The sequence below is a fragment of the Methylobacter sp. sgz302048 genome, from assembly GCF_052162025.1.
Classification (GTDB): Bacteria; Pseudomonadota; Gammaproteobacteria; order Methylococcales; family Methylomonadaceae; genus Methylobacter.
Genome location: NZ_CP197401.1, coordinates 1,200,093 through 1,224,560, shown reverse-complemented (window position 1 = coordinate 1,224,560; position 24,468 = coordinate 1,200,093). Strand labels below are relative to the sequence as shown.

The following is a 24,468-nucleotide window of genomic DNA, read 5'->3' as shown; positions in this document are numbered from 1 at the left end:
GAGCAAACATCGCATTAACCTAGCCTCTATTGCCCATTTCCGCATGAATTCTCACGAACCTAATATCAGATAACAGCTCTCCCGATCTGGTTGGGGCGCAGCCCCATTTAAATCCAAATCTTAAAACCAATACTTCGAACATTTTTAATGGAGTAGAGCCATGAGCTAAGGATGTCGTCATAAATAACTTCCCGAAATCAGCAGGCTTGAGGGAGGGCTCGACAATTCCAGCGCGGGAGATGTTTATCGAAAACAATCCGCATACTGGCAATGAAATCTATGGCACACTTTTCCCTGTTTTATAAACGCCCGCCAAAATAGCTACAGTTACTTTCAATCCGACGGTGGTTTTCGCCCCCCAGCTTTTTTTTCGGCCCCGATCCGATACCAGGTCATCGGCCAAGTCTAATTCCTGCAATCCGCGCCGGATCGTTTAAGGGTCGATATCAAATAGTCTCGCAATATAGTCAACACCGCCATGCCCCAGTTTCGTTACTTCTATGCCGGCATAACGACGCTTATCCTTTTCGGACAGGCTGGTAAAAAGTCGCTACATTTTGACTTCAATGGCTTGTTTGTAACCGATCACTCGCTTTTCAATCTTTCGCTGGTTAAAGCGTTTTGTTATCGTCGATTTCTGGATCAGTTCAGAGAAGTTGTTTTTGGCGGTATCCTTAGTGCGGTTTTTTGTATATTTTCGATCAAGGTTGTGATTTGTTCGTCCAGCATAAATCGCAATTCCCATTCCAAAGCCCAATCGGCCGGCAGGTCTGCAACCTGATGGTGCTCGATATAGCTTTGCTTGAGTTGGGACTGGAATTCCGAGACTTGTTTTGCGCTGTCCCGGCGTCCACCTTGCAAAATCTCCGCAGACTGTTCCAGCGCCAGCGACAGCGCCGCGTCGAAGGCCCGGCTATGTTGTTGCAGTGCAGCGGGAAAATGGTCAAATTGCTGCCCGCTCAGCAGGCGGTAGCGTTTTCTGACCTGCAGCAGAGTCGATAGCGTATCGGCATCGCGGATAATTTCTCGCAGCGACTTTCTTTCGTGGGTCTTGGCCGGCAAGCGTGCGTCCGGTTCCAATACGGCATGGGCCAAAAGGTCATGCGCGGCCGCCAAATCTTTTTCCGTCGTCAGGCGTAAGGGCAGAGTATAACTCAGCAGATGGCCAGAATCCGGTAAACGCACCGTGAGTTTTGCCAAGGTGAGTAAGGCCGCGATGCAATGGTGGCGCGCCAGTACGGAGGAACGTCTGGGCCACAGGGCATAGTCGAGCACACCCATGATGATCAGGCCGAGCAAAATGCCGATGACCCGGTCGCGGGGCAAGTATAAATCCGTGACTGCGCCGAAATCGTGCAACACGAAGAGGGCAAAAGTGAAGCCGAGTTGCCGGCCCAGATAGGCGATGCGATCGCTGCCGGCGGTAATCCAGGCCGACAAGGCCCAGAACGGTGCAGTGGCCAGCGTGAAGCCGATGATGGTGTCGAATTGCGGTTGCAGCACCAGGACATAAAGGTAGGCGCATAGACCACCGATGGCGGCACCCGATATACGCAGTAGCGACAGACGATAGTCGGCGCCGAGGCTGGTTTGCGCAGCCACCAGACAGGTTGGGATCGCGGTGTTGATGTCCGGCCAGTTCAGGCCTTGCACGATCAGCATGCACAAGATCGCGCCCAAGGAAAATTTGATGCCAAATTGCAAGCTGTCGGCATGCGAGGCCCAAAATTCGTAGTCCAGCCAGGCCGGCCGCCAGCTTGCCGTGTCGTTAGCGCCGTCGTTCTGTTCGGCAGGTTTATCACCTCTCACGGCGGGATGATGCAATTGGCTGTTCAAGGCGGCAATGGCTTGCAGGGCTCGCCAAAAGGCGGTCAGTATGGAAGGATGACTTAACCGCGAATAATCGTGCAGTATTTCGTTGTTCAGCAAACTCTCGATGGGTTGGATAACGTCGAGATTTTCTTTCACGCCTTGCCGCAGTAACGAGCAGGCCTCTTGCAGAGCCTGATAGACGCGCAGTTTTTCCGGGTTCATCGGTTGCGCGCGATAGTCCGCCGCCAGGCTTTGATCCAGCCAGGCGGCCAGTTGGCGTAGACCGTCGATTTCCTGCAACAAGGCCAGGTAAGTGCCGTGGTGCCGGCGCATGGACGGATGCAACAGTTCGGCATGGCTGAGTAAGGCTTGCAGTTTACCGAACTGGCCTGCCCCCGCCGCCTTGTGGATGGCTTTATGCTGCCCTGCAACACCGCTGTCGGCCAAACGGCGGCTGAAAATGGCTTCTGCTGCCGCGAGTTGCTCCGCCATGCCGGCAGCCAGTAACTGGCGCGGGTCCTGCGGCCTGATACTCAAATGCACGAGCGTCCAGGTGCCTAAACCCAGCCCGCCAATGATGGGGATATTCCACAAGGCATGGTAAATGTTCTCTTGCGGTGTGCTGGGACTATACAACACTGCAATCGCATACCAAAGCGCAATGCCGGTAGGCCAGGCAATCAGCCGGGCGTGGAACAAGGCTAAAGCCATGATGACGAAGGACAGGCTCAGCATCAGCCATGCGTCGTTGCCGGCCACCATCAACGCCAATACCGAAATCAGCACAGTGATGAACAGGAAAAACAACTGGCGCAGACCGAAGACCAGCGATTGGCCGGCATTGGCGTAGGCATCGTAACTCAGGGAAACCAAAATCGACAGCGCCCCGAGCGGCGGCACGTATAAGGTTTGGCTGACCAGGGCGATGATCAGCGTGACGGCGAACAGGCGGATGGCGGCGACTCGCCGGCCGGGAAAGTCTCTCAGCTCCGTCGCCAGAAACTGCGTCAGACCGGTGCCGAACCAGAATCGGCTTTGACCATGCGCCGAGCTATGCCGCTCGTCTAGTTCACTCATTCAGGGGACCGCGGACGCTGTTCTGGTTCATCGGCGCGGCTGGCGCTGCCGATTGGTCGAGCACGGTCACGAAGGCGGTCATGCCCATACGCAGCGGGTGTTCGGGATCACGGTCGAGAATTTCGACCCGGACCGGAAAGCGGGATGCCAGAACCACCCAGTTCAAGGTGCGTTCGACTTCGGGAAGCACGCCTTGTTGTTTGATATTATCGGGCGAATTGGCCCAGCCGATGCCGGTGACCACGCCGCGAAAGCGTTTACCGGGATAACCCACCAAGAACACTTCGGCTTCCTGGCCGGTTTGTATCGATTGCAGGTAGGTTTCCTTGAAGTTGGCGATGGCGTACCAGTGGCGATCGTCGACCAGTGCGAACAATTGGCTGCCGACCTTGGCATATTCGCCTTCACGGGTATTCAGATTCGTGACGTAAGCATCGAACGGTGCCCGCACAAAGCAATATTCCAGATCCAGTTCGGCGGCGGTGACTTGCGCTCTGGCCGCTTCGATGCGGGCGTTGACTTCGCCGACTTGGGCGATCAGGGATTGTGCACGGCTGCTTTCGCTTTGGGCTTCCTCGATCGCGCTGGCCATCGAGCGTTCCTTGGCTCGCGCGTTCGCCAATTCGGCCCGTGACGCATCCAGGCGCGAACGGGCCTCTCTGAGCTGATCGCTGGTCACGTATTGCTTTTCGGCCAAGGGCTCGAGTTCTTGCAAACGATGGTGCAAATACGCGTCTTCGGCCTCGATGCGTTTGATCTCGGCGGCGGCTGCGGTGCGCTGATGTTGCAGGCGGCCGATGGCGCTTTCCGCCGAACTGCTGGAGGCACGCCGCGATTCGACCTCTTTTTCCGCCAACATCAATTCCGCTTTTGCTCGATTCAGTTTGGCCTGGTAGGGGCGGGAATCTATGACATACAAGAGTTCGCCCTTGCGCACGAACCGGTTGTCCTCGACATGTAATTCGACGATACGGCCGCTGACCTCGGCGGTGATGCCGACGATGTTGGCCCTGACCATGGCATCGTTGGTACGGGGGTGTTGGTAATTGATGCGCCAGACAATCGTGCCGGTGACGATCGCGCCCAACACGATCAGGATGCCGAGTGTGCGGCCGATCAGGATACGGCGTTGAAGATCAGGATTTTGCTGCATTTCCATGCGAGGGGCCCAAGCGATTAGTGGGAGTAAAACAACAGCCAGATGACAAAACTGCATAAGGCCCACAAACTCGGCGCGATTAACAGCGGCGGTCCCAGATGCGGCGCCAGGTGCAGGCGTATGAATTGCCACATCAGCAGCATACTGGTTGCCAGCCCAGCGAGAATGCAGATAATCCAAGCCGGCCAGAACGAACCTTCCAGGCTCACCATCGGATCGCAGGCAGTCAGTAGCAAGGATGAAACCAACGCCATTGCCGTTTGGGTCAGCGTTGCAATCGGCTTCATGGCGATCCTCCAAAACAGAAAAAAAGACAAATCTAATGGTTTAGCCGTTGGCCACAAACTTTCGGCCTCGGTATACCTGGATATTGGTGCAGATGCAGCATCTATCCAAGACAGGAAAACAAATCGGGGCTATTCTAATGCGATTTGGCGCTTAACGGGCAGGAATATTTGTCAATGATTGTTGTCAATTGATTGCATCAATTTGGTTAGGCAGTTCCATTACCATATAGTCAGCATTTTCTTCTGGAATAGGCAACCATTGATGACACTATTTCTCCGCTTTCCCTGCGGCGAGCGATTCATGAATGATCGGTGGATTAACATGTCGCCGGTTTACTTCATACGTTTACGGCCGATTATTCAGGCTTTAACCATGGTTTCCTTATTGGCGGCTTGTTCGCCACCCTCGTTAATCGTCGCCCCCCTACCTAGCACACAGCCAGTAGCGCATACCGTGCGCTGGTCGGCATACCGGACGAGCGGCGCGGCGGTGCCTGTATCCAAGCCCGAGGCAGAACCGGTACTGCCGGACCAGCGGCAGACCTACGATTTGCCGGCTCTGGTCGATTTGGCCTTACAAATCCATCCTGAAACCCGGCAAAGCTGGGAAGAAGTCAAAGCCGCCGCCGCGCGAGTCGACAAACAACGCAGTGCTTGGTATCCGACGCTGACTGCGCTGGCATTCGGACAGTACTTCAAAACCAGCATTCCCATTGTGGAAAGCGCACTGATCAGCCACGGTTATGGAGCGTTCGGCGGCCTGGAATTGGCCTGGACGCTGTTCGATTTCGGCCGGCGTGAAGCCTTGGTTGACGCTAGTCTGGAACGCCTGGGCGTAGCGCGATTCGCGTTGACGCGCAAACATCAGCAAATTGCCTATCAGGTCGCTACCCGCTTTTTTAGCTATCAAGCGGCCTTGGCTAAAGTGACGGCGGCGCAGCAGACTTTCGAGTCGGCCAAGACCAATGCCGAGGCGATCATGGCCAAGCTCGCACGAGGCTTTGCTACCCGTCCCGAGTTATTGTTGGCGCTACAGGAAAAGGCGAAAGCCAATTACGACTTACAGGATACGCGAGGTTCAGTGACGCAGGCCCGAGCCGAATTGACGGCCAATGTCGGCGTTTCGCCTTCCCATGCTTTGCAATTGGTGGATATCAGCCAAATGCCCCTACCGGACACGTTGGAACCGTCGGTCGAGCACATCGTTGACGAAGCCCTGGCGCAACGCCCGGATCTGATGGCTCAGCTTTCAGAATTACGCGCTCGCGAGGCGGAAGTGAAAAAGGCACGAGCGGAATTTTGGCCCAAGCTGTCGTTGAAAGGCAATGTCGGCAACCAATACTGGGGCGACGTACATACTAATCCGCCGAGTCGGCAAAATTATTCAAGCGACGATCTGGTTGGCGCCGCGATGTTAAATCTGGAATGGAAGTTGTTCGACGGCTTCGAGCGCAGCAGTGCCGTCAGAGAAGCCGAAGCCAGGCAGCAGGCCGGCCAGGCCCAGGTTGAAGCCTTGCGCCTGGAAATCATGCGCGATATCTGGCAGGCCTACGCCGATACCAAAACCGCGCTGGAAAAACGCGAATTCGCCCAGGCCTTGTTGCGCGCTGCCGAAGAGTCTTATGCCGCGACGCAGGAATCTTACAACCACGGCTTTTCTACTGTGATCGAGCTGTTGTCGGCACAAAAGGATCTGGCCCGCGCCCGCTATACCGAAATCGATAGCCGCGCCGGATTGCTGAAGTCCGCTACCGCGTTGGTTTATGCAGCGGGGGGAAAGGCTGAGGAAGATTAAACTGCTGCCCAAAGTAATATTGTTTGGAGTCTGAATGCCTGTTTCGGATGAATAAACTGACTTCGAAATCATATTAGCGAGAGGCCGATAAGTGTTACAGCCTGCAAACATCGCTCAGGCCCCACATTGTGTGCCAATAAGAAATCAGAGAGGAATCCCAATCGCCAACAGGCTGTTCTGCAATTTCTGTGTCCGGGCTGGAGTCAGGTTGCCCTGCAAGAATGAGCATATTTCAGCAGGCTTGGTATCGAGCAGTTCAGCCAGTGTCTTGGCATTGTAGCCGTGCCGGGTTAAGCGCTGCCCTAACCTGTTGCTGTCTTTGGCCAAAGATGCTTTTCAACCCTGGTTTGATTATGATTGATGCCAAAAACTTTCTGTTTTTGGCATCAATTACGGAAAACTCTACTGAGAAATAATCGGAAATTGGCTTCACGGAATTTTCTGGGGTTTGGCCTTATATCCCCTATCTGGCACTCACCTGGCAAGCGATGATATCAGCCCTCACTTGCACAGCCTGGTCCTTGATGGAAAATCAGCTCGGCCACCGGTTCACCGCCGATCAGATGTTGATGAATGATGCGATCGAGGTTGGTATCGTTGACATTGTAATACCAGACCCCATCCGGTTGTACGCAGACGATCGGTCCCGCTTTGCAGGTGGCGAAACATGACACCCGGGTACGCTTGACGCGCAATGCGCCCTGATCCAACCCGGCAGCCTTGAATTTAGCGCCCAGGCTGTCGAACAGCGCCTGCGATTCACCGTTCAGCGTGCAGCGCGGTCCGGTGCACACCAGCAGATGGCGTCTGTAGTCGCCCATTTTGGGTTTTTCCGGCATTACCGTCTCAGTCATCGCTGGTCACCTCTTCAGTTTCTGTATCTTCGGCAGCGACAATGGCTTGTCCATATTGCTCGCAGGCGCTACGGTAAGCCTTGAGCGCGACGGCATCAAATGCCTCGCCAGCCTTCACCAGCAACAGCGAGAAAACCACCGAACCGCGCGCATCTATGCAATAGATGCCGTGTTGCCTATCGCCTTGACTGAGAAACCAGGCGCTGGCGATGCGCTGCCGGTCGACATGCAGATGACAATAGTCGTTGGTCATATTCAGCCAGTCCCCGCGGCGGGTGAAGTCCTTGGCATCCAACAGCAGTTCGGCCACTGCGCCGGTCTCGCTGCGGATCACGGCACGTAGCCGCCCCCAGTCTTTGGCGGCGTTCAGCACCGCATCGACTTGGTCACTAGACGTCCATCGCGCTTGCCGATCGCCCGCTTCATCATCAGGCTGCGCCGCGGCAATGGCGGCTAGAATCTCGCCTAACGGCACGTCAAAGTGCGCGGCCGTTTCACGCAGCGTAACGGTCGGATTTTCGCGCAGATACCTGCGCACGCAGGCATGCCAACCAGTCAGTCCCATGCTCAATGAACGACCTGCCTGTTCGCCGGTTTTCGCGTCGCCGGTCAGGTTGTCGTATTTATTGGCATAACCGCGCGGGGTGATCATCAGACCGTCGCGGGCAAACGTGCTGCTATTGCCGATCAGTACCGTGCAAAGCATGCCGATCTCGCAATCGGCCATCTGCGCCAGCGTGGCCATCTGGATCGCCTGACGCTGACGATAGCCGGATTTGACGATGGCGACCGGCGTGTCAGGGCTGCGATGTTGCAGCAGGATGCGTTGCGCCTCGACAATCTGGCCGGTGCGCCGGCCGCTTTTGGGGTTATACAGTGCCACGACGAAATCTCCGCGTGCCGCGGCTTCCAGCCGTCGGGCGATAGTCGGCCACGGGGTGAGCAGATCCGACAACGAAATCGAACAAAAGTCATGCGTCAGCGGTGCGCCGACCAGCGCGGCACAGGCATTCAGCGCCGTGGCGCCGGGTATCACTTCCACCGTGATGTCGCTCTCCGGCGTCCAGCCGGCCTGCAACAGCACTTCGTAAGTCGGCCCGGCCATGCCATAAACGCCGATGTCGCCGGATGAAATCAACGCTACGGTTTTACCCAGCAAGGCTTGATCATAGGCTTCGATACAGCGGTCGATTTCTTCGGTCATACCCTTGCGCACCACTTCCTTGCCTTCCAACAGTTCCTGCACCAGTTTGATGTAGGTGGAATAGCCGATCACCACATCGGCCTCGGCGATAGCGGCTCGGGCCCGGTAAGTCATATGTTCCGGCGCTCCAGGGCCGAAGCCCACCAGCAGAATTTTGCCTTTCTTCATGCGTTGTTCTCTTTCATGCTTGCGATTGATACCGTGGCGTTCTTGCCATCCTCGCCGCGGTATTTGTGTTTTTCCAGCAGCAGTGCGCGCATATCGGCGTCTGCCGCCAGCAATGCGGCCGCCTCAGCGACGGCAGGCGTACCCATGTACTTGCGCACGGTTTCGGAAGGATTCGGCACCGGCACCTGAGCCAATTGCTGCGCGGTAAAAAAATACAGCGGCCAGTCATGCTCGTCAGCCAGTTGCAGAATGGCCATCTCGTCGTTTTTCTTGTCGATACTGGCTGCGCCCGCGACGGCGGATTGATCCAGTCCGGCCACAACCAGTGCCTGTTCGACGGCCGTGCGCAGAGTGGCTAAAGATGTGTTGCGGTCGCAGCCCAACCCCAGTATGACTTTCATCAGTCCTGCCCCAGTGGTGGCCGGTAGACTACCAAACGTTCGGCGAGCTGCGTCCACAGTTCCGGGGCAATATCACGGCGGGTCACCCAGAGCACCGCCTTGAACCGCGACAAATCGACTGCCTCGAAACGTTCGAACAGATGAATATTGGCAGGCAGCGGCGTGGGCCGTGTCCACCAGTTTTTTGCGCCCGCTTCCTGCACGAAAGCAATAGGCTCCTCGTTGACGACATGCGCCGAGACGCGGGTAATGTTGAGCTTCGGCGCCTCGACCTGCCAGCCCAGCTCACGGCCGAGAATATCCACCGGGATGGTCTTGCCGACATCTGAGGCCGTAGTCAGCACGGGCTCGGCGCCCAGTAAAGCAGCTATATGTTCGGCAAAAGCATTGGCGCCCCCCACGTGTCCGGACAATACCGGGATCACATAGTGCGCTGCATCATCCACGACCACGACGCCCGGGTCTTCGTCCTTGGATTTGAGATGCGGGGCGATCAGCCGTACCACGGCGCCGAGCGAGATAAACAGCACCAGCTGGTCATAGCGAGTAAACAACCAGCCCATATTGGCGCTCAGTGCGCCGGGCAATACTTCAACAGGATTGCTGATGGCAGGCAGTTCGGCGGCGAATTTTTCCGATACGGTCAGACACGCTTCGGGCAATTGTGCGGCCAGGCGCAGGGCTTGGGATAAGCCGTGCTTGGTAATCGCGACCAGCGCGACACGGGGCTGTGAGGGAGTGATCATAAAGTCTCTTCAGTGGATTCAGATGTTTTTTTGCGGCAGCCGCGGATCATTTCGCCACGCTGACGATCAGGATTGCGCACCAGCAGCAGTGACAAATAATTGACCTTCTGCCCGCGCAATTGCAGCACATCGCGCTCAATACGCTCTTGCGGCGCGCCGGCCTTTTCGACGAAAGCGGCATTGGCTGACAATGCACGCCGTTCCAGCAAATCGAGAATATCATCCAACAAAGGTTTCACCTTCAGCAGCACCAACGTATCGAAGTCATTGAGCAGGCGTTCGATCATGGCGATGCCGTAACTGGCCGGGATAATCGCCACGGTTTCGTCGGTATCGGCCAGCGGCATTGCTACGCGGGCCGCAGCGGCATTAAACGACGGCACGCCGGGAATCGTTTCGATGACGATGCTTTCGTCCAGCGCGCGCACAGTGCGGGCCAAATGGCCGAAGGTCGAGTAGGTGGAGGCATCGCCCTCGACCAGGAACAGCACGTCCTGACCGGCGTGCAATCGAGTCAGCACCGTTTCGGCGGCACGCAGCCAGTAGCCGGCCAGGATGTCGGCGTCATGGGTCATCGGGAAAATCAGCGGCGAGTGCGCTTCAGGCAATGTCAGACCCGCACGTAACGCGATTTGCAGTGCATGGCTTTCGGCATCCTTGCGCCGTACCGGATAAGCCCAGTGGGCATCTGTGCGCTGCAATAATTCCCAGACATGTCGGGTAATCAGTCCCGGATCGCCGGGGCCGAGTGAGGCGCCGATTAGCCGGCCGCTTTGTGGTTTAGTCATGGCTTTGTTCCAAGTTTTGCTCACTGCAATCCGGATCGCGCTGGTGGGCGCAGACAATCCAGATCGGGTTTTCTGCCTGCATGCGGTGCATATTCAGGATAGGCTGACTGCGTGCGGCTTGCAGTTGAGTCACATCCCATTGCGCCCCCGCTGTTTTCAACGCGTCGATCGCGGTGGCCATATTTTCGAAGGTGGCGAAATTCATCACCAGATTGCCGCCCGGACGGAGCCGCTGCAGGCAAAGCGTGATCAGTTCGTTTAACTCGCCGCCGGAACCGCCGATAAACACCGCATCCGGGTCGGGCCAGTTTTCCAGTCCGGCCGGTGCACGGCCATGCCACAATGTATAGTTGCTGACTCGCAGGCTGGCCCGATTGCTAAGAGCAATCGCGGCATCGGCTTCGTTTTTTTCTATGGCATAGACATGGCCTTGCGGGCACAATCTTGCCGCTTCCAGCCCGACCGAGCCGGAACCTGCGCCGATGTCCCACACCACGCTGTCCGGCGATAAAGCCATTCGTGCCAGCGATACCGCCCGGACTTCCCGTTTGGTAATCAGCCCTTTATCAGGCTTGCGCTGATTAAAGCGATCATCGGGCAGCCCAAACAGGGCTTCGCGAGCGGCGGGCTGACGGCGGCGCAGCAGGACAATATTGGGGTCGGCAAAGCGGCGCTCAGCGGCCGCATTGACAGTCAGCCAGGCAGAAACCTGCTCCTGATCCTGCAGCAAGCATGCCGCTACAGCCATCTCGAATTCGTCCTCTAAAGCCTCGATTTGCAGCATCCGGGCGATGCGGGCTGGAGTGTTTTCCGGGCTGGTGAAGACAGCCGTTAAATCGGACTGACGCAGTACGGACAGCAAACGGTACAAGCCATGTTCCGGCGTGGCGCCGATAGTCCATTCGCCGGCATCGTGATTGTGCACCGAGCTGATGCGAACGTCCTGCCAGGCCAATCCCAGCTTTGCGCAGGCCAGTTGCAATGTAGAAAGATTGGGCAGTATATCCACGCCTGCACGGCCGAGCTTGTTGATAAGAAAACTGGCGATGCCATGGCATAAAGGATCGCCGGTCGCCAGCACCACGACTTGCTTGCCGGCCTCGCGGGCCGCGCTTATCCAGACAGGAACTTGCGGCAAATTGCCGGTCAGATCACGACGTTCGGCATCGACGCGTATTGCATCGGCAAATAATGCCAAGGTGCGGTGGCCGCCAATCACCAGATCGGCAGATCGTAGCTGCGCCAGTGCTTCCGGCGTTAATCCCGCGGTGCCATTGTCCAGTACGCCGATAATCCGGCAATGATGGGTCATCTCAAACATCTCCTTCAACTTCCGCCAGTTTGTTGCCGTCAAAATCGCACATCAGCACCTGCAAGTGGAATTTGCCGGTGTAGCGCTGGCTCAAGGTGGCGATGACCCGCCGACCCAGGGCCGTGTAAAATTCGCTTATCAAGCCCAGCTCTTCCATACGCTCACTGGCGTAGCGGGCCATTTCCGATTGCCTGATGTCGTCGCAGACGGCAGCCGGCGCCCCGATTTCGGAGGCAAGTTCCGCCAACAACTCGGTATCTACCGCGCTGCGGTTGGCGTGCGTGATGGTTTCGCCCTGGGCGATCTTGGTCAGCTTGCCGACCATGCCGCCGATCACGACCTTGCGAATGCCGCATTCGACCACAGTATCCAGTGCGTACTTGAGAAAGTCGCCCATCTGCACGAAACAGGCTGGCGCCAGTTCGGGAAGCTCCTGCATGGTGAATTTCTCCGTGCGCCCGCCGGTAGTCAGCACCACGGTATCCTGGCCTTGATTGGCGGCCACTTCAATGCCCTGAATCACGCTGGCCCGAAACGCCGCCGTGGAATAGGGGTGAACGATACCAGTAGTGCCGAGGATGGAAATGCCGCCGATAATGCCGAGGCGATAATTGAGCGTTTTTTTCGCCATCTCTTCGCCGCCCGGCACGGAAATGGTCACTTCAATTCCTGAGCGCTCCAGCAAGGCGCCTGCCGCACTGCGCACATTGGCTTCGATGTTGCGTCGCGGCACCGGATTGATGGCCGGACCGCCTACTTCAAGTCCCAGGCCCTGCATAGTGATGGTACCGACGCCTTCGCCGCCTTTCAGCACTACCGACCCGGGCGCCTCCGGCAACAGCCGCACATCGGCGGTCAATGGCGCCTTGTCAGTGACATCAGGATCATCGCCGGCATCCTTGATGACGACGGCATGCGCGGCATCGCAATCACAATATCCGTCACAGACGGCAAAGCGTACTTGCTGGCCGTTGGGCAGGTCACAATCGACCGTCTCGGGCACGGCACCGTCTACCAGGCCTAATACCGCCGCCCGTGCGGCTGCCGAGGAACAGGCGCCGGTGGTGTAGCCTTTGCGGGTGCCTTTGGCTTTCTTTTCCATGCGCCAGATCAGCCGGCCGCTTTCTGTTGCGCTTCGGCCAGCGCCAGCAAGGCGTGGATCGCCGCCACAACTAGAGTAGAGCCGCCCTTGCGGCCGTCAATGACGATCCAGGGAATGCTGCTGATTTCACTGAGTACCGCTTTGGATTCGGCGGCCGAGACAAAGCCCACCGGCATGCCGATCACTAAGGCAGGTTTGATCAGCCCGTGGTTGATCATGCGCACCACTTCCAGTAGTGCAGTCGGCGCATTGCCGATCGCGATGATGCCGCCATCCAGCAAATTCAGCCGCTGCGCCTTGCGCATGGCCTGCACGGCACGGGTGCTGTTTTCGGTTTTGGCCTGAGCAATCACATCCTCATCGGCGATGAACTGATGCGTGACGACGCCAAAATGATCCAGGCGTGGTTTGGACAAGCCCACACAAATCATTTCCACATCGGCGACGATAGGCGCACCTTGGCTGATGGCCTGTAGACCGGCGGCCACCGCATCCGGATGAAAACGGGTCAGGCCATTGAATTCAAAATCCGCCGAGGCGTGGATCATGCGTCGCACCACCTGCCATTGCTGCTTGCTATAGCGGTGCGGCCCGGCTTCGTGGTCGACGATCGCAAACGAATCGTGCTCGATCTGGCGGCCTGCGTCGGTAAGTTGTTCGGTAACGATATTATTCATAAGATAACCTGCTTAGGCGTGATGATGGCTATGGCCATGATCAGCGGCGAATTCGCGGTATTTACAGCCGTCGCATTCCATCATGGCAGGAGATTGCATATGGCTGGCTTCCTTGATGCGCTGTTCCAGCACAGCGAAAATTTCGTCCTCAAACCCCAGATAATCGGCCTGGGCAAAGTGGATATGCGGATACTGGGTTTGCAAGCGCGCTATCTGTCGATGGATGCGCTCGATCAGGGTGCCGGTGAACAGGTAGTACGGCAGCACCACAATCTGCCGCATGTCCAGCTTGACCTGGCGTTGCACCATCGATTCCAGACGTGGATGGGTGATGCCGGTAAAGGCGATGTCCACCATCGGATGCTCGCCGTCCTCGTACAGCCAGCGAGCCATTTTAGCCACTTCACCGTTGGCGACCCGGTCGGACGAGCCGCGGCCCAGCAGAATAACGCCGGTGTTGCGTGGGTCGGGCATGTCCAGGCTCGCCAGGGCTTTACGCAGATTGCGCTTGAGAATAGCCAGAATGTCCTCGCTGGCGCCCAGATGGCGGCAATAAATAAACTCAACCTCTGGATGCCGCAGGCGGGCATGCTCGATATGCTCGGGTATTTCCATCTTGACGTGGCCGGCAGCATTGAGGATCAGCGGTACCACAACCACTCGGCCACCGTGCTGAGCCGCGCGATCCAGTCCTGCGTCAATCAGCACGTCCGCAAACTCGATAAAGCAGACTTCTACGCGTCGTTGCGGTTGGCGGGCACGCCATTGTTCGGCGAAGGCTTCGACTTCGCGATTGCCGGACGCTTCGCGCGATCCATGTCCGATCAATAAAATGGTTTGCTTATTCATAGATATTCTGTCTCATGATTTGACGGCTTTACGGAAACGGTGTGAAAACCCGGCATCGTAGAGTTTTGAATGGCGAATTTCGGGCCAATGGCGAGCGCCCAATGCCGGGCTGGCGATAATCATCGCCTGGCTGTTGATTTTCTCGGCGCGGCACTTTTCGCGAATATCTTTAAGCGTTCCTCGAACGATCTTTTCTTCGTTTGGCCAGCTGGCTTTTTGCACCACCAGAATCGGCGCCTCTTCAGCCCAGCCTGCGGCAAGCAAAGCCTGTTGCACGTCCGACAGCAGCGTTATGGATAGAAAAATGCACAAAGTGGTGTGATGCGAGGCCAGAGACTCCAGCTCCTCGCCTGCCGGCATGGGCGTGCGCCCGGCCACGCGGGTGAAGATCACGGTTTGCGTTATCTCGGGCAGCGTCAGCGTTTCGCCGGCCGCGGCAGCCGATGCCATGGCCGAAGACACGCCCGGCACTACGGCCCAGGGTATGCTCGCTGCATCGAGAGGTCGCACCATTTCGACCAGTGCGCCATAAAGCCCGGGGTCACCAGTCTGCAGCCGCACCACGGTTTTATGCTGCCCCGCCTGTTCTATCAACCAGCCGGTAATCTCTTCCAGAGTCATATCCTTCGAGTCGCGGATCAGGCAGGAGGCAGGAGCGTATAAAGTAGCGGCCTCGTTGACCAGGGAGCCGGCATAGAGTATGGCACCGGCCTGCTGCAGTAAGCGCTGGCCTTTTACGGTGATCAGTTCCGGGTCGCCGGGACCTGCGCCGACGAACCAGATTTGGCCGTTAATGGCTTCGGTTTTATTAGAAAGAGTCATTCGCTTTTGTCTTGCAAACGGTTAAATATCAGTGCCGACAGCATGCCCAATGCCATCCAGAACACAGCATTACTGAGCGCACTGGCCCAGCGGAACTGGTTTTGTAACAACGCCGGCGCCAGGCTTTCAGCCATTTCAGGCTGCGGTGCGCCAAGCAGATGCGGTATCAGCAACAGCAGCAGGCCGGTCATCCGTAGCGGCCAGCGGCCTTGTAGAAAAATCAGCCCAAGCCCGCCCGCCGTAGCCAGCGCCGTGCCCAGCCACCAGTATTGCCTGAGCATCAGCGCTGCCGCTGTCGTGCCCGGCAAATCCGGCGGCAGGCCTATGGCCGGCGCGGCGAAAAATACCGCATAGCCGGCCAGCCCCCAGGCCAGGCCCTGCCATATGCCTGTTGGCTTGCGCAAAGCGTACAGCCCAGTCAGCATAAGCGCAAAACCGACGGCCATTACGACATTACTGCTTGCCGTCGAGAGTGTTCTCTGCCAGCCATCCTCCGGTTGCCAGGCCGTTTCATCGTGTACATGGATGGCGGTAGGCTCATGAAAAACCGCTTCAGCAGCTGTTTCATAAGTTTCCGCCTGCAGAATCAACGGCGTCACCCAAAAAATCTGTAGCAGGGATAGCAACAGTGCGGCCACGCTACCGGCCAGCGTAGCAGAGAATACGGTATGCTTGAACATGCCGACGCTAGTGGCAAGGAAAGCCGGTTGCGTGGCGGGTGTCGTGCGTGGCGTTATGTACTTCGGCCATTGAGGCAAAGCCGACGATCAGTAGCAGTGCAAAGCCTAGCATAATAGCGGACAAGGCAGGAATCAGGCGTGCAGCGGTTAAGCCGGAAGCGTGTCTGGAATGGGTTTCAACGAGCATGTCGGGTCTCCTGATTAAAGTAAGGGATTGGAGCGACCGCCATAAGGAAATACGAATGCGCAAATACAGCCATAGCTGCAGACTGGCATACGGCTCCCCTCCGGAGTCGGTATCCTTCATATGACCAGGCCGGTCTTCTGGCTTGCCGTCATCTGAATCATTCGCCTTCCCACACTGACCGCGCAGTGGCATATGAACGATTCATCAGGCTTACAGCAGCGGGGGCTGCGCCGGCTTTGACTGAGGCTAAACGCTCAACGCACCGGACTTCCCGTTTCACCCTGACGCACAAACCGCGCGCCAGGGCACCTAATCATTGAAGTCCAGTATAAACTAATTGGAGCGTTAATTGAATGTACTCCTTGCTTTTACTGTTGAAGCTGGGCTGCATTTATTACCTCGAAACGCTTAAGCCCATGCCGACAACTTATTAAGCCCAAATGAAATTCTGGTCTCAGATCACTTCCTGATAGCCGCAGTGCATATAAACTAACGTATTATCAAGCTCTTGAATAAAAGTAAAAGTTATAGGGTACGTGAAAAATGACAGAGTTGAATGCTTTGCCCAGTTTCTGCATAGGCAAAGCGGACACTGCTATGAGCTAATACGGGGATTATTGAATAGCTATTCCCAACCTAATAAGAGACATTCCCGTGAGTGTTGTTATGTCAAACGTTTGACTGGTCATTTTGACTGGTCATTAAGCTTTTATTAGAAAGGGATCGTGACAGTTGCCCGAGCCATGCGCGGTTCAACGGGATGTTTCAGAATACCCGTCTGCGGCGAAGCACCAGCAGGATAGGCATATTGATAAGCGTAAGCAATATCGTTGGCGGTCGAATCGAAAATATTGAAGATATCGACTTCCAGTTTATATCTTTTTTGCTGGTAGCCCGCCCCTAAATTGACGATGCTGGTCGAATCGGACCAGAATGCACCGGAAGGGTCCAGCGGCATGTCATCAAAGTGGCGCAACCGTACCGTACCGAACAGGCCGTTAGGGGCAACCACTGTAGCACCCGCTGAGATAACTGTGCCGACGGAGTTTGGGATATAGTTGTTGGTTTCACCCTCTGGCATCGCCACATACCGTGCCGAACTAAAGGCAAAGTCCGCATCCAGCGTCAGCCAATCGGTCGGCTTATAGTCATTGGTCCATTCAACGCCGTATCGACGGGATTTCCCTTTGACTTCAGTGGTACCGGCATCGCCCGCAAACACCAGTTCCTGATCGCTCTCCAGCCACCAGAATGCCAGGGTGCTGTTCAAGCCTTTGATAAAGTTGCTGCGAATGCCTGTTTCAGCACCGCGGGACTGCGCTAGAGGCGAGATCCTGGCGGCACTGCTATCTAGTGCTGTACCAGTATTGGGATCGAATTGTAGCGTCGTGCCCCGCGCATCGTTGGAATGATAGCCGAAACCGCCATTGATAAAGTATTCAGTCTTGTACCAGGGGCCGATGACCAGGCTTAGCTTCGGGCTGACTAGCGCTTGCCCTCGACTGCCCGAATTTGCCGCCTTAACATGAGGATCATGCGTAGCCGTGTCGAGCACCGTGACATCGTCATGGATAAAATCTCCTCTTAAACCAGCAATAGTACGCACTTTTTCATGCCAATAGGTCTGGTTCTTGAGATAAACCCCGGCAGTGGTCTCACTGACCTTGCTGTGACTGACTGTGCTGAGATAGTGCCGACCGACAGTGTGATCCAAGCCTATGCCCATAATTTCATCATGGCGAAGCTGAAGCCCCACGGTGTTGTCCATGTCAAAACCGGACAGCTGGCTGTAACGGGTATGTTCGATATTGCCACCCGCCTGTACCCGATGTTCAAACTGGTGTATCTGATCACCGTTGACCGGGTTGTCTAAATAGCCAGTGAGATTGGAGAATAAATCCACATCGTAGTACAGCGCATAGATATTGGCGTCATTTTTCCAGTTATCGCCTTTGTTCCAGAGATTGGTTGAAAAACTGTAGCGGTTGGTTTTGCCGCCATCCGTGGGATCCATAGTGCCGTAAAGGTCGAGCGTGCCGTTATCAATTAAGGCTTGAGGGATCTGGTTGGTTGCCGTCCAGCTGTTGGTATAACCCTTACCGTTAACCGATAATCCCCAGTTGCCTTTATCAAGCGAGTAACGCAGCATGCCGTTAAATTTTTTTGTATCCTCCGGTTGCTGCCAGACGCCGTTATAGAAATTGAACTCGCCAGCATAAAGTAGATCGCCGCTGCCGACTTGGTTGGAATTAGCGACTAAAGCACGGTAATAACCGAACTCGCCGCCAGTAAACTTCAACAGGCCTGTAGGCAATTGGTCCATCGAGAATATTTTCGAATAACCGGCTGAGGAAAAATCGCCGATTTCCGCATAATACGGGCCTTTGCCGTATTCAATCTTCTTTACCAATTCCGGGATGACGCTATTGATGTCCATATAACCCTGCCCATGGGCATGGGTAGGCATGTTCATGGGAATGCCGTCGACGTAGGTCGTAAAATCCGTACCGTGATCGAGATTGAAGCCGCGCAGGAAATACTGATTGGCTTTGCCGGAACCACTGTGCTGGTTAGCTAACGCCCCAGGTACTACTTCCATGAGCTCGCCGTTACGGGACATCGGGCGGTATTCGAGTTGTGCCTGGCGGACTTCGCCCTGCGACGCTGAGCCAGTCGTGCCAATAAGATCATTTTCTCGCCCGGCTTCGACGACCATTTCCTTTAGTTCCACAGGTTGAGGATCGGCGTTAACCATGGCGCAGCTCAGGCCCAACAATCCACCTATAGCCAGGCAGATTTTAGAGTTTTGTTTTTTAATACACATGACAACTCATGTCCTGACTTTCAAACTGGACATGACAACCATCCTATCGGGAGGATTTTTGGGTGTTTTCTGCGTATGTAACCGGGTAGTAATACCGGTAAGTAATAAGCTACCGAAGATAAGTTCTTGCATGTTGGTCCCCTGCGCCGCCCGCGCATAAAGGTTGTAGTACACAACAGAGGACTAAAGAAAATGAGAGAGGACGCAAACGCGAAGCTGCACTGCCATTTTCGCTGACAGCCCTCCGCTGCATCGAATCAAACTTTCGGGCCGGTCTCCGGGCTTATAAGTGGCGGAAGCCTGAATCGTCACCTTCCCATGCATAGCACAGTGGCATTTTGACGATTCTTTTACTTATCTACCGTTGCGGGGGCAGCGTCGGCTTTGGTTTGACCTGACCGACTTCCCGTTTAATCGTCAGATAAAAAACCTGACAGAACCTGAAAGCAGGCGGCAATTATAAGAGGTAATAGAGATAAAGCAAATTTCCGGCGTAGTGCTTGATGTCAAAAGCAATGACAATTCTCGACAACTTGTCCATGTCATGGCGTTGTCCATGTAACGTCTCAGTAGTCACAGGTTGCCACTGCATGAATCAGAGCAGATAACTGTGGAGTTTTTTGATCATCCAGTGGCACAACTTAAATGTGAATTAAGAGCTAATTTGTAAAAAATTCCAGAAAAACAGAGCCGCCGCAAGTTTGCCGAAGACATGCACCATCAGTCCATTGTAAGAACGCACTTTACTGGCACATTCAATGCCTGTTTTTGCTTCAATCCAGGCAAATAAGGCTTCAATCCGTTGCCGAACGCGAGAAACCGCGGTGGGCAGCCATTGATCCAGGGGTTCCAGATAGCGTTGCCTTTGTTGTTTTTTTAACCGATATCAGGACAGCCAGGTTCTGGGCTTGCCTGACGGCTTCGGCATCGGGCCGTTGATAAGCTTTATCGCCATACAGTTCATTGTTGTGCAAGTACGGACGAATCTGATCAAATATCTTGCCCTCATGGTCGCTGGCGCCCGTCACACCGATATATCCAGGTATTGGCAATGAGCCCGACTGACGGCGCCCTATGACATGCACCCGAACGCCATAATAGTACAGCTTCTTTGTTGAGCAGTAGCCTGAGTCAGCCAACGCTTTCGCCACACAAGCTTCAAACCGGCGACATTGCTTGGCCAAGGCCACAGGGAAGGAGTCAATCAGCCAGACTTGCCTGGATTCTTGGCCTCTTGTTCTTGCTGAATCAGTGCCAATAAGGGCGCAAACACATCGGACACCCGATTCAAGCGCTGCACATACGCCACATAACTGGGTAATCTGGGAAATCAGGCGCGTAAATGCCGATCCGCATAAGCATAGTTGATAATGCTTGCAGACATAGAGATAAATCGTTATTAATCGCTCCTGCCAGTTCATGCGTTACTTTAATTTGTTGAGAGTGAGTGATGTCTTCCTCAATAGTTTAACGGTATGAACTGGCTTCTATTCGGCTCTTAATTCGCATTTAAGGTCATGCCTCTCCAGCAAACGCTGGATGGGCTTATGTATGTTGGCGCCGATAACATAAGAAATATCCTTGTCCAGATAGAACGACAACATGCCGTTCACCAGGTTATAGCGCAGCGCGTCTATGTTCTCGGTAATGGTTTCCGACTCAAAATCGACGATCATGGGACCGTTTGCGCCTGAATATTCATCAGCCGATGAAATCAACAGCGCGGCCGAACCGTCGCCGAACAGGGAAGTCACGACCGCTGTTTCCATGCTGCTGCCCACATAGTAAGCGGATGAGCAGACTTCTATGGCCAACAGCAAGGCCTTCTTGCCAGGGTTCATCCGGACATAGTCGGTGACCACCTGCAGACCGTTGATACCGGCGTTGCATCCCATTCCCAGAATGTCGGTTCTTCTTACGTCCGGTCTGAAGTTAAGTGCCTTTGCAATATGGGCAGAAACCCCGGGGCAAAGGAATCCGGTACTGGTAACACAGGCCAGATAGTCAATGTCACGGGCATCAGATTTTGCTCACGCAAACATTTGTTAATGGCCGCCGCTCCCATTTTCAAACTGCCGCTCAAATGCTTCTTCTGCAAAGTAGCGCTGTCTTCCTGCTATATCAAACCATTTTTGCCCGGTTCAGGGAAATAAAGGAAGCGTTTCCGGATATGAGAGTTTTCGAAAAGTTTTTAATCCTTGCCTGTTTGTGGCCAAACATGTCCGCTATGATCGTTTGGTCATAGCGCGTGTTTGGATTTGCTGTCCCCAAGCCAATGACTCGCGGATATGGTGCTGAATTTACTGACATACTGAACATCCTTCATTCAATCAACAATAGTATTTGTCTTACTCGCCCTTAGTTCGTGCAGGAACGCCCGTCCAAACAAATTAAGCACTGATTTCCGTGTTGACGTCGCCTCATTAATGGAAATTTTGGCTATTTGTAATGCCCAGGCCGGTTTGGCCATAATTATTTTCAGTAATGCCGTCACTTCGTCTTCAAGCTGGGCAGCAACCACTGTTTTTGTCACCAACCCCAGACGATGCGCCTCACTGGCGTCCAGCCTGCGTCCACAGATGACGATTTCTTTAGTGAGGTTTTGCCCGACGCGCTGGACCAGCCTCTCGATGCCGCCGGCAGCCGGAATAAGCCCGATATCAACCTCAGGCAACCAGAATCTTGCATTATCGGCGGCCACGATAAAATCGCACGCCAGCGCCAGTTCAAACCCGCCGGCGATGGCATACCCTTTAACCGCTGCAATGGAGATGATCGGCGCATGGTAGAGCTCTTCAAAAATTCTTCGGCTTTTTAAATTGATAACGTCCCGATAACTCCTGTGCGCTATTTCCTTTAGATCGGCCCCTGTACAAAAACTGTCGGACGAGGAACCGATCACAACCGCCTTCAGCGTCTGGTTTGTCAATACTGTCTTAATCGCAGATTCCAGCTCATCAAGCATCTCGCTGTTATAAGCATTAAGCCTATCGGGCCGATTAAGGGTGATATAAGCTATAGATTCATTGATCGTTAATTTGACAAACATGTCGCCGCCCTCGCCCTAATCGTTTTACGCTATCTTGCGTTTTTTGTACTGCGATTCAACCAGCTCAACCACTAACTCGGCCTTAAGCTCAAGCGCCGATTTTTGATCCATTCGTCTACCGGCCAGAACAGACTTCATGATGTAGTTGATCGCCTTGACGGATTTATTGCCCAGCATCTGATGCAAAACATCAAAAGCCTTGTCTAACACTTCCAGTCTGGAGAAGACATAATGCGCCAGTCCTATTTCAACGGCCTTGTCCGCTGTAATGTATTCCGATGACGGCAGCATGGCGCTTTGCCCGAGCCCCCATATATGACAGGCCAAAGCCAGTTCGAGCCCGCCGCCGAAACAAGCGCCGTTGATGGCCGCAACAACCGGGACCGGGCTTTCCTCAATTCTTTTTACTTCAATGTCTTCATTGACAGTTTCGATAATGATGCCGGCATGGCTTATCGATTCCATCTTCGAACTGGCGAAATAGCTATTCTCCAGGTCAGCACTCTGGTCTTCGGTGGCCGCGCCGTATTTAAGCTGGCGGCTGACTGTTTTTTTCCATTTTCCGTTCAAATTCTCGGCTTGCTCGGGCGTGCGGGTGATTGCAGTAACCTTGAATCCCTTGCTTAGCAGGAAATCGATAATGGAGATCCCCATGCGTCCAGCGCCAATGACTGCAATATGATTGTCCATAATATCTGCCTTTAATTTGAATAACCTTCAGCCCTGAGCAAATAACCGGCCTGCATGAATTTGCTGACCTCGGTGACGAAACTCAGGATTTTTTCGTTGTTCTTTAAGTTTTCGTGACGCATGATCTGGTCGATGCACATGAACGCCATCGGAGGCCCGCAGTATCCAAGCTTGTTCAGCTTGGTGTATAACGCCGAACGCGAGATGCCTATCTCCAGAATTTCCTCCAGCAAAATCTCCGTAATCTGCTTGCTTGGCAGGTTGATCTGCATGAACCTTATGTCGCCAAGCGTTAAGCCAAGCTTTGCTATCATGCGTTTCATCCCTGCAAACATGACTGATTTCCCGCTTGCGTCCTGAAATGTGCCGGAATGCAGCGCATTCCTGAAGCTTTGCTGGACATGATGCGCCGCAGTCTCATATTCCACTAGCGGGGACATCGGCCTTGCAGGGCGGTTATCGTGCATGATGGATTCGCGTCTGCATCCTATGGATTCAAGATAGTTGCCTTCAACCACCAGGCCGGGCTTATCGGCGTCATATCCCGAAACCACTATTGCCGCCGCACCGTCGCACAGGAACCAGCGCATAAAGACCGTTTCCCGGTTCAGTTTGGGTTGGTTGTAGTATTCCGGCATCATGGCCGGCGAGATCATATTCGATGAAATGACCAGCGCTCTCTTGGCATACCCCGTCTTGATCAGCTCAGATGCGATAAAAAGGGATTTGTAGGCGGACGTGCAGTTGGAACAAATAGAAAATTCCGCACAATCCTCAATGCCCAGCGCCTCCTGGATCCGCACCGATGCCGGCGGCATTTGGTTTTGCTGGGCAGACCCATAACAGATCAGATCGATATCCGACGGCTTCAGCCCCGCCGCATCAAGCGCCCTCTTTGCCGCTTTTACCGACATCGTCACATTGTCGTCGGTAAATTCCCGGGTCTTGCTGTCAAAAGCGTAATAGTAATTCTCCATCGCCAGCATATCTTTCATGACCGAGGTCATGTCGTCGATCCATTGACGCACCCGCTTGGGCGCTTCGGGGATATCGCCCAGATAGCGCTGGATTTCGTCGAAAGGCACCGGATCGCCGGGCAGATAGGCGCCCGTCCCTATTATCTTTGCTGCTCTCATGCTATGTTGTCTCCACGCTGGCCATTTCCTGTCAATCAGGAATTGACATCAACCTCGCACTCGTCGGCAAAGAATTCTTTTACAAGAGTTGATACTTCTTGTTTTATTTCGGTCATTTTTTATTTCCTCACTTGTTTATAAATCTTCAACTGCGTCTGTCTATTTGAACTTCACCAGCGGCACTACCGCGTTATGTCCGCCAAACGCGAATGAATTCGAAAGGAAATGGATCTGGAGGCATAAAGTGCACCGAATATACCCATGCTATATCCACTGATATAATCGGCTAAGCCTCTTCTTTTAATATAAGTGTCGTAGACAGCGCATGAGGCGGTATACTCTATAACTTGCCTATCGAAATCATTCAGTTTGTGATGACTCTTGTTTAAAATACGGTCCAGCACATCTTTCGATAGTAATTCTGACAGGTTATAGTTATAGGATTTAATCCATTGTGTTAATACCTCATGCACGGAATCTATCATATTTTATATATTAGTTATTCCTGGAAATATGCATGCTGATTTTGTTTTATACATAACAATACAATATAGGTTTTTAGGATTTAAAAAATACCTATCAATTAACCACAATAAATACCGAAATAACACCCATAAAATAATATTAAACTTAGAAAGCTATTTTAGTGATTTGAAAAGTAATATCACGGTAATATTCCACAAAAAATGTGTGAAAATTACATAAGCTGTAATTGCTCAGCGCTCGGTACAGGTTATAAGGAATTCCCCCGGATGCTCTCCTGCATAGCCTCATTCTGGATATGCTTTCCTGGGGCTCTCTAAGTTCTGTTAGCGGCAAATAGAAATGTGGAGAGGACAGCCGATGAAC

Annotated in this window: 22 protein-coding genes, 1 pseudogene and 2 riboswitches; of the genes and pseudogenes, 1 reads left to right on the top strand and 22 read right to left on the bottom strand. The window is 54.2% G+C overall.

The genetic code is table 11. From position 1 onward, the window contains the following. Positions 1 to 642: 642 nt before the first annotated feature. From ACTNE6_RS05895 to ACTNE6_RS05885, 3 genes are read right to left on the bottom strand one after another with little or no spacing between them, the layout of a single operon-like run. On the bottom strand, positions 643 to 2,889 hold the full coding sequence (locus ACTNE6_RS05895) for an FUSC family protein (RefSeq protein ID WP_442498952.1): 2,247 nt from the start codon (positions 2,887 to 2,889) through the stop codon (positions 643 to 645). Further along, positions 2,882 to 4,105 carry an efflux RND transporter periplasmic adaptor subunit gene (locus ACTNE6_RS05890; RefSeq protein WP_442498951.1) on the bottom strand — a complete coding sequence of 408 codons (1,224 nt, stop codon included), beginning with the start codon at positions 4,103 to 4,105 and terminating at the stop codon, positions 2,882 to 2,884. The genes ACTNE6_RS05895 and ACTNE6_RS05890 overlap by 8 nt, the downstream gene beginning before the upstream one ends. Continuing rightward, positions 4,066 to 4,335: a YtcA family lipoprotein gene (locus tag ACTNE6_RS05885; RefSeq protein WP_228778947.1), complete on the bottom strand. Its 270-nt coding sequence runs from the start codon at positions 4,333 to 4,335 to the stop codon at positions 4,066 to 4,068. The genes ACTNE6_RS05890 and ACTNE6_RS05885 overlap by 40 nt, the downstream gene beginning before the upstream one ends. Before the next feature lie 262 nt (positions 4,336 to 4,597). On the opposite strand from ACTNE6_RS05885, the gene ACTNE6_RS05880 reads away from it, so the two are divergent. After that, complete coding sequence (locus ACTNE6_RS05880; protein WP_442498950.1) at positions 4,598 to 6,130, top strand: TolC family protein; 1,533 nt, start codon at positions 4,598 to 4,600, stop codon at positions 6,128 to 6,130. A 144-nt stretch (positions 6,131 to 6,274) separates the two neighbouring features. Here ACTNE6_RS05880 and ACTNE6_RS05875 read toward each other — a convergent pair whose 3' ends face one another. The 19 genes and pseudogenes from ACTNE6_RS05875 to ACTNE6_RS05785 all read right to left on the bottom strand — a co-directional run bounded on the left by ACTNE6_RS05875 (position 6,275) and on the right by ACTNE6_RS05785 (position 23,619). Then, positions 6,275 to 6,457: a hypothetical protein gene (locus ACTNE6_RS05875; protein ID WP_442498949.1), complete on the bottom strand. Its 183-nt coding sequence runs from the start codon at positions 6,455 to 6,457 to the stop codon at positions 6,275 to 6,277. 167 nt (positions 6,458 to 6,624) lie between these two features. Further along, positions 6,625 to 6,984, bottom strand: coding sequence for a (2Fe-2S) ferredoxin domain-containing protein (locus ACTNE6_RS05870; protein ID WP_194969149.1), 360 nt, complete (start codon positions 6,982 to 6,984; stop codon positions 6,625 to 6,627). Then, positions 6,977 to 8,356 (bottom strand): precorrin-3B C(17)-methyltransferase, encoded by a 1,380-nt coding sequence (gene cobJ / locus ACTNE6_RS05865; protein WP_442498948.1) that lies wholly within the window; start codon positions 8,354 to 8,356, stop codon positions 6,977 to 6,979. Before cobJ ends, ACTNE6_RS05870 begins: the two co-directional genes overlap by 8 nt. Beyond that, positions 8,353 to 8,757 (bottom strand): cobalamin biosynthesis protein, encoded by a 405-nt coding sequence (locus tag ACTNE6_RS05860; RefSeq protein ID WP_442498947.1) that lies wholly within the window; start codon positions 8,755 to 8,757, stop codon positions 8,353 to 8,355. The genes cobJ and ACTNE6_RS05860 overlap by 4 nt, the downstream gene beginning before the upstream one ends. After that, positions 8,757 to 9,503, bottom strand: a complete 747-nt coding sequence (locus ACTNE6_RS05855) for a cobalamin biosynthesis central domain-containing protein (protein WP_442498946.1) — start codon at positions 9,501 to 9,503, stop codon at positions 8,757 to 8,759. The genes ACTNE6_RS05860 and ACTNE6_RS05855 overlap by 1 nt, the downstream gene beginning before the upstream one ends. Continuing rightward, a complete protein-coding gene (cobI, locus tag ACTNE6_RS05850; RefSeq protein ID WP_442498945.1) occupies positions 9,500 to 10,291 on the bottom strand; it encodes a precorrin-2 C(20)-methyltransferase in 792 nt (263 codons plus the stop codon). The genes ACTNE6_RS05855 and cobI overlap by 4 nt, the downstream gene beginning before the upstream one ends. Then, positions 10,284 to 11,603 carry a precorrin-6y C5,15-methyltransferase (decarboxylating) subunit CbiE gene (gene cbiE, locus ACTNE6_RS05845; RefSeq protein WP_442498944.1) on the bottom strand — a complete coding sequence of 440 codons (1,320 nt, stop codon included), beginning with the start codon at positions 11,601 to 11,603 and terminating at the stop codon, positions 10,284 to 10,286. Before cbiE ends, cobI begins: the two co-directional genes overlap by 8 nt. Position 11,604: 1 nt before the next feature. Beyond that, the gene (locus ACTNE6_RS05840) at positions 11,605 to 12,705 is read right to left on the bottom strand and encodes a cobalt-precorrin-5B (C(1))-methyltransferase (protein WP_442498943.1); all 1,101 of its coding nucleotides are present in this window, start codon (positions 12,703 to 12,705) and stop codon (positions 11,605 to 11,607) included. Positions 12,706 to 12,713: 8 nt separating this feature from the next. Further along, entirely contained in the window at positions 12,714 to 13,382 is a 669-nt protein-coding gene (locus ACTNE6_RS05835) for a precorrin-8X methylmutase (RefSeq protein ID WP_442498942.1), read from the bottom strand. Between the two features lie 12 nt (positions 13,383 to 13,394). Next, on the bottom strand, positions 13,395 to 14,231 hold the full coding sequence (locus ACTNE6_RS05830; RefSeq protein ID WP_442498941.1) for a sirohydrochlorin chelatase: 837 nt from the start codon (positions 14,229 to 14,231) through the stop codon (positions 13,395 to 13,397). Positions 14,232 to 14,243: 12 nt separating this feature from the next. Continuing rightward, positions 14,244 to 15,053, bottom strand: coding sequence for a precorrin-4 C(11)-methyltransferase (gene cobM / locus ACTNE6_RS05825; protein WP_442498940.1), 810 nt, complete (start codon positions 15,051 to 15,053; stop codon positions 14,244 to 14,246). Beyond that, complete coding sequence (locus tag ACTNE6_RS05820) at positions 15,050 to 15,733, bottom strand: CbtA family protein (RefSeq protein WP_442498939.1); 684 nt, start codon at positions 15,731 to 15,733, stop codon at positions 15,050 to 15,052. Before ACTNE6_RS05820 ends, cobM begins: the two co-directional genes overlap by 4 nt. Before the next feature lie 7 nt (positions 15,734 to 15,740). Further along, on the bottom strand, positions 15,741 to 15,920 hold the full coding sequence (locus tag ACTNE6_RS05815; RefSeq protein ID WP_442498938.1) for a CbtB domain-containing protein: 180 nt from the start codon (positions 15,918 to 15,920) through the stop codon (positions 15,741 to 15,743). Positions 15,921 to 16,030: 110 nt separating this feature from the next. Then, a riboswitch (cobalamin riboswitch) is annotated at positions 16,031 to 16,248 on the bottom strand. Positions 16,249 to 16,632: 384 nt separating this feature from the next. Continuing rightward, the gene (locus ACTNE6_RS05810; RefSeq protein WP_442498937.1) at positions 16,633 to 18,744 is read right to left on the bottom strand and encodes a TonB-dependent receptor; all 2,112 of its coding nucleotides are present in this window, start codon (positions 18,742 to 18,744) and stop codon (positions 16,633 to 16,635) included. A 251-nt stretch (positions 18,745 to 18,995) separates the two neighbouring features. Further along, a riboswitch (cobalamin riboswitch) is annotated at positions 18,996 to 19,203 on the bottom strand. Between the two features lie 193 nt (positions 19,204 to 19,396). Then, positions 19,397 to 20,165: pseudogene (locus ACTNE6_RS05805) on the bottom strand (transposase). A gap of 66 nt (positions 20,166 to 20,231) precedes the next feature. Continuing rightward, positions 20,232 to 20,753, bottom strand: coding sequence for a hypothetical protein (locus ACTNE6_RS05800; RefSeq protein WP_442499674.1), 522 nt, complete (start codon positions 20,751 to 20,753; stop codon positions 20,232 to 20,234). Positions 20,754 to 21,070: 317 nt separating this feature from the next. Then, positions 21,071 to 21,793 carry an enoyl-CoA hydratase/isomerase family protein gene (locus ACTNE6_RS05795; RefSeq protein ID WP_442498936.1) on the bottom strand — a complete coding sequence of 241 codons (723 nt, stop codon included), beginning with the start codon at positions 21,791 to 21,793 and terminating at the stop codon, positions 21,071 to 21,073. A gap of 24 nt (positions 21,794 to 21,817) precedes the next feature. Then, on the bottom strand, positions 21,818 to 22,483 hold the full coding sequence (locus tag ACTNE6_RS05790; RefSeq protein ID WP_442498935.1) for a 3-hydroxyacyl-CoA dehydrogenase NAD-binding domain-containing protein: 666 nt from the start codon (positions 22,481 to 22,483) through the stop codon (positions 21,818 to 21,820). A gap of 11 nt (positions 22,484 to 22,494) precedes the next feature. Next, positions 22,495 to 23,619 (bottom strand): 3-oxoacyl-ACP synthase III family protein, encoded by a 1,125-nt coding sequence (locus ACTNE6_RS05785; RefSeq protein WP_442498934.1) that lies wholly within the window; start codon positions 23,617 to 23,619, stop codon positions 22,495 to 22,497. Between the last annotated feature and the right edge of the window lie 849 nt (positions 23,620 to 24,468).

Excerpts from the sequence above, each read along its gene's own strand:
- ACTNE6_RS05895 (WP_442498952.1), bottom strand. The coding sequence starts at position 2,889 with ATGAGTGAACTAGACGAGCGGCATAGCTCGGCGCATGGTCAAAGCCGA.
- ACTNE6_RS05890 (WP_442498951.1), bottom strand. The coding sequence starts at position 4,105 with ATGCAGTTTTGTCATCTGGCTGTTGTTTTACTCCCACTAATCGCTTGG.
- ACTNE6_RS05885 (WP_228778947.1), bottom strand. The coding sequence starts at position 4,335 with ATGAAGCCGATTGCAACGCTGACCCAAACGGCAATGGCGTTGGTTTCA.
- ACTNE6_RS05880 (WP_442498950.1), top strand. The coding sequence starts at position 4,598 with ATGACACTATTTCTCCGCTTTCCCTGCGGCGAGCGATTCATGAATGAT.
- ACTNE6_RS05870 (WP_194969149.1), bottom strand. The coding sequence starts at position 6,984 with ATGACTGAGACGGTAATGCCGGAAAAACCCAAAATGGGCGACTACAGA.
- cobJ (WP_442498948.1), bottom strand. The coding sequence starts at position 8,356 with ATGAAGAAAGGCAAAATTCTGCTGGTGGGCTTCGGCCCTGGAGCGCCG.
- ACTNE6_RS05860 (WP_442498947.1), bottom strand. The coding sequence starts at position 8,757 with ATGAAAGTCATACTGGGGTTGGGCTGCGACCGCAACACATCTTTAGCC.
- ACTNE6_RS05855 (WP_442498946.1), bottom strand. The coding sequence starts at position 9,503 with ATGATCACTCCCTCACAGCCCCGTGTCGCGCTGGTCGCGATTACCAAG.
- cobI (WP_442498945.1), bottom strand. The coding sequence starts at position 10,291 with ATGACTAAACCACAAAGCGGCCGGCTAATCGGCGCCTCACTCGGCCCC.
- cbiE (WP_442498944.1), bottom strand. The coding sequence starts at position 11,603 with ATGACCCATCATTGCCGGATTATCGGCGTACTGGACAATGGCACCGCG.
- ACTNE6_RS05840 (WP_442498943.1), bottom strand. The coding sequence starts at position 12,705 with ATGGAAAAGAAAGCCAAAGGCACCCGCAAAGGCTACACCACCGGCGCC.
- ACTNE6_RS05835 (WP_442498942.1), bottom strand. The coding sequence starts at position 13,382 with ATGAATAATATCGTTACCGAACAACTTACCGACGCAGGCCGCCAGATC.
- ACTNE6_RS05830 (WP_442498941.1), bottom strand. The coding sequence starts at position 14,231 with ATGAATAAGCAAACCATTTTATTGATCGGACATGGATCGCGCGAAGCG.
- cobM (WP_442498940.1), bottom strand. The coding sequence starts at position 15,053 with ATGACTCTTTCTAATAAAACCGAAGCCATTAACGGCCAAATCTGGTTC.
- ACTNE6_RS05820 (WP_442498939.1), bottom strand. The coding sequence starts at position 15,733 with ATGTTCAAGCATACCGTATTCTCTGCTACGCTGGCCGGTAGCGTGGCC.
- ACTNE6_RS05815 (WP_442498938.1), bottom strand. The coding sequence starts at position 15,920 with ATGCTCGTTGAAACCCATTCCAGACACGCTTCCGGCTTAACCGCTGCA.
- ACTNE6_RS05810 (WP_442498937.1), bottom strand. The coding sequence starts at position 18,744 with ATGTGTATTAAAAAACAAAACTCTAAAATCTGCCTGGCTATAGGTGGA.
- ACTNE6_RS05795 (WP_442498936.1), bottom strand. The coding sequence starts at position 21,793 with ATGTTTGTCAAATTAACGATCAATGAATCTATAGCTTATATCACCCTT.
- ACTNE6_RS05790 (WP_442498935.1), bottom strand. The coding sequence starts at position 22,483 with ATGGACAATCATATTGCAGTCATTGGCGCTGGACGCATGGGGATCTCC.
- ACTNE6_RS05785 (WP_442498934.1), bottom strand. The coding sequence starts at position 23,619 with ATGAGAGCAGCAAAGATAATAGGGACGGGCGCCTATCTGCCCGGCGAT.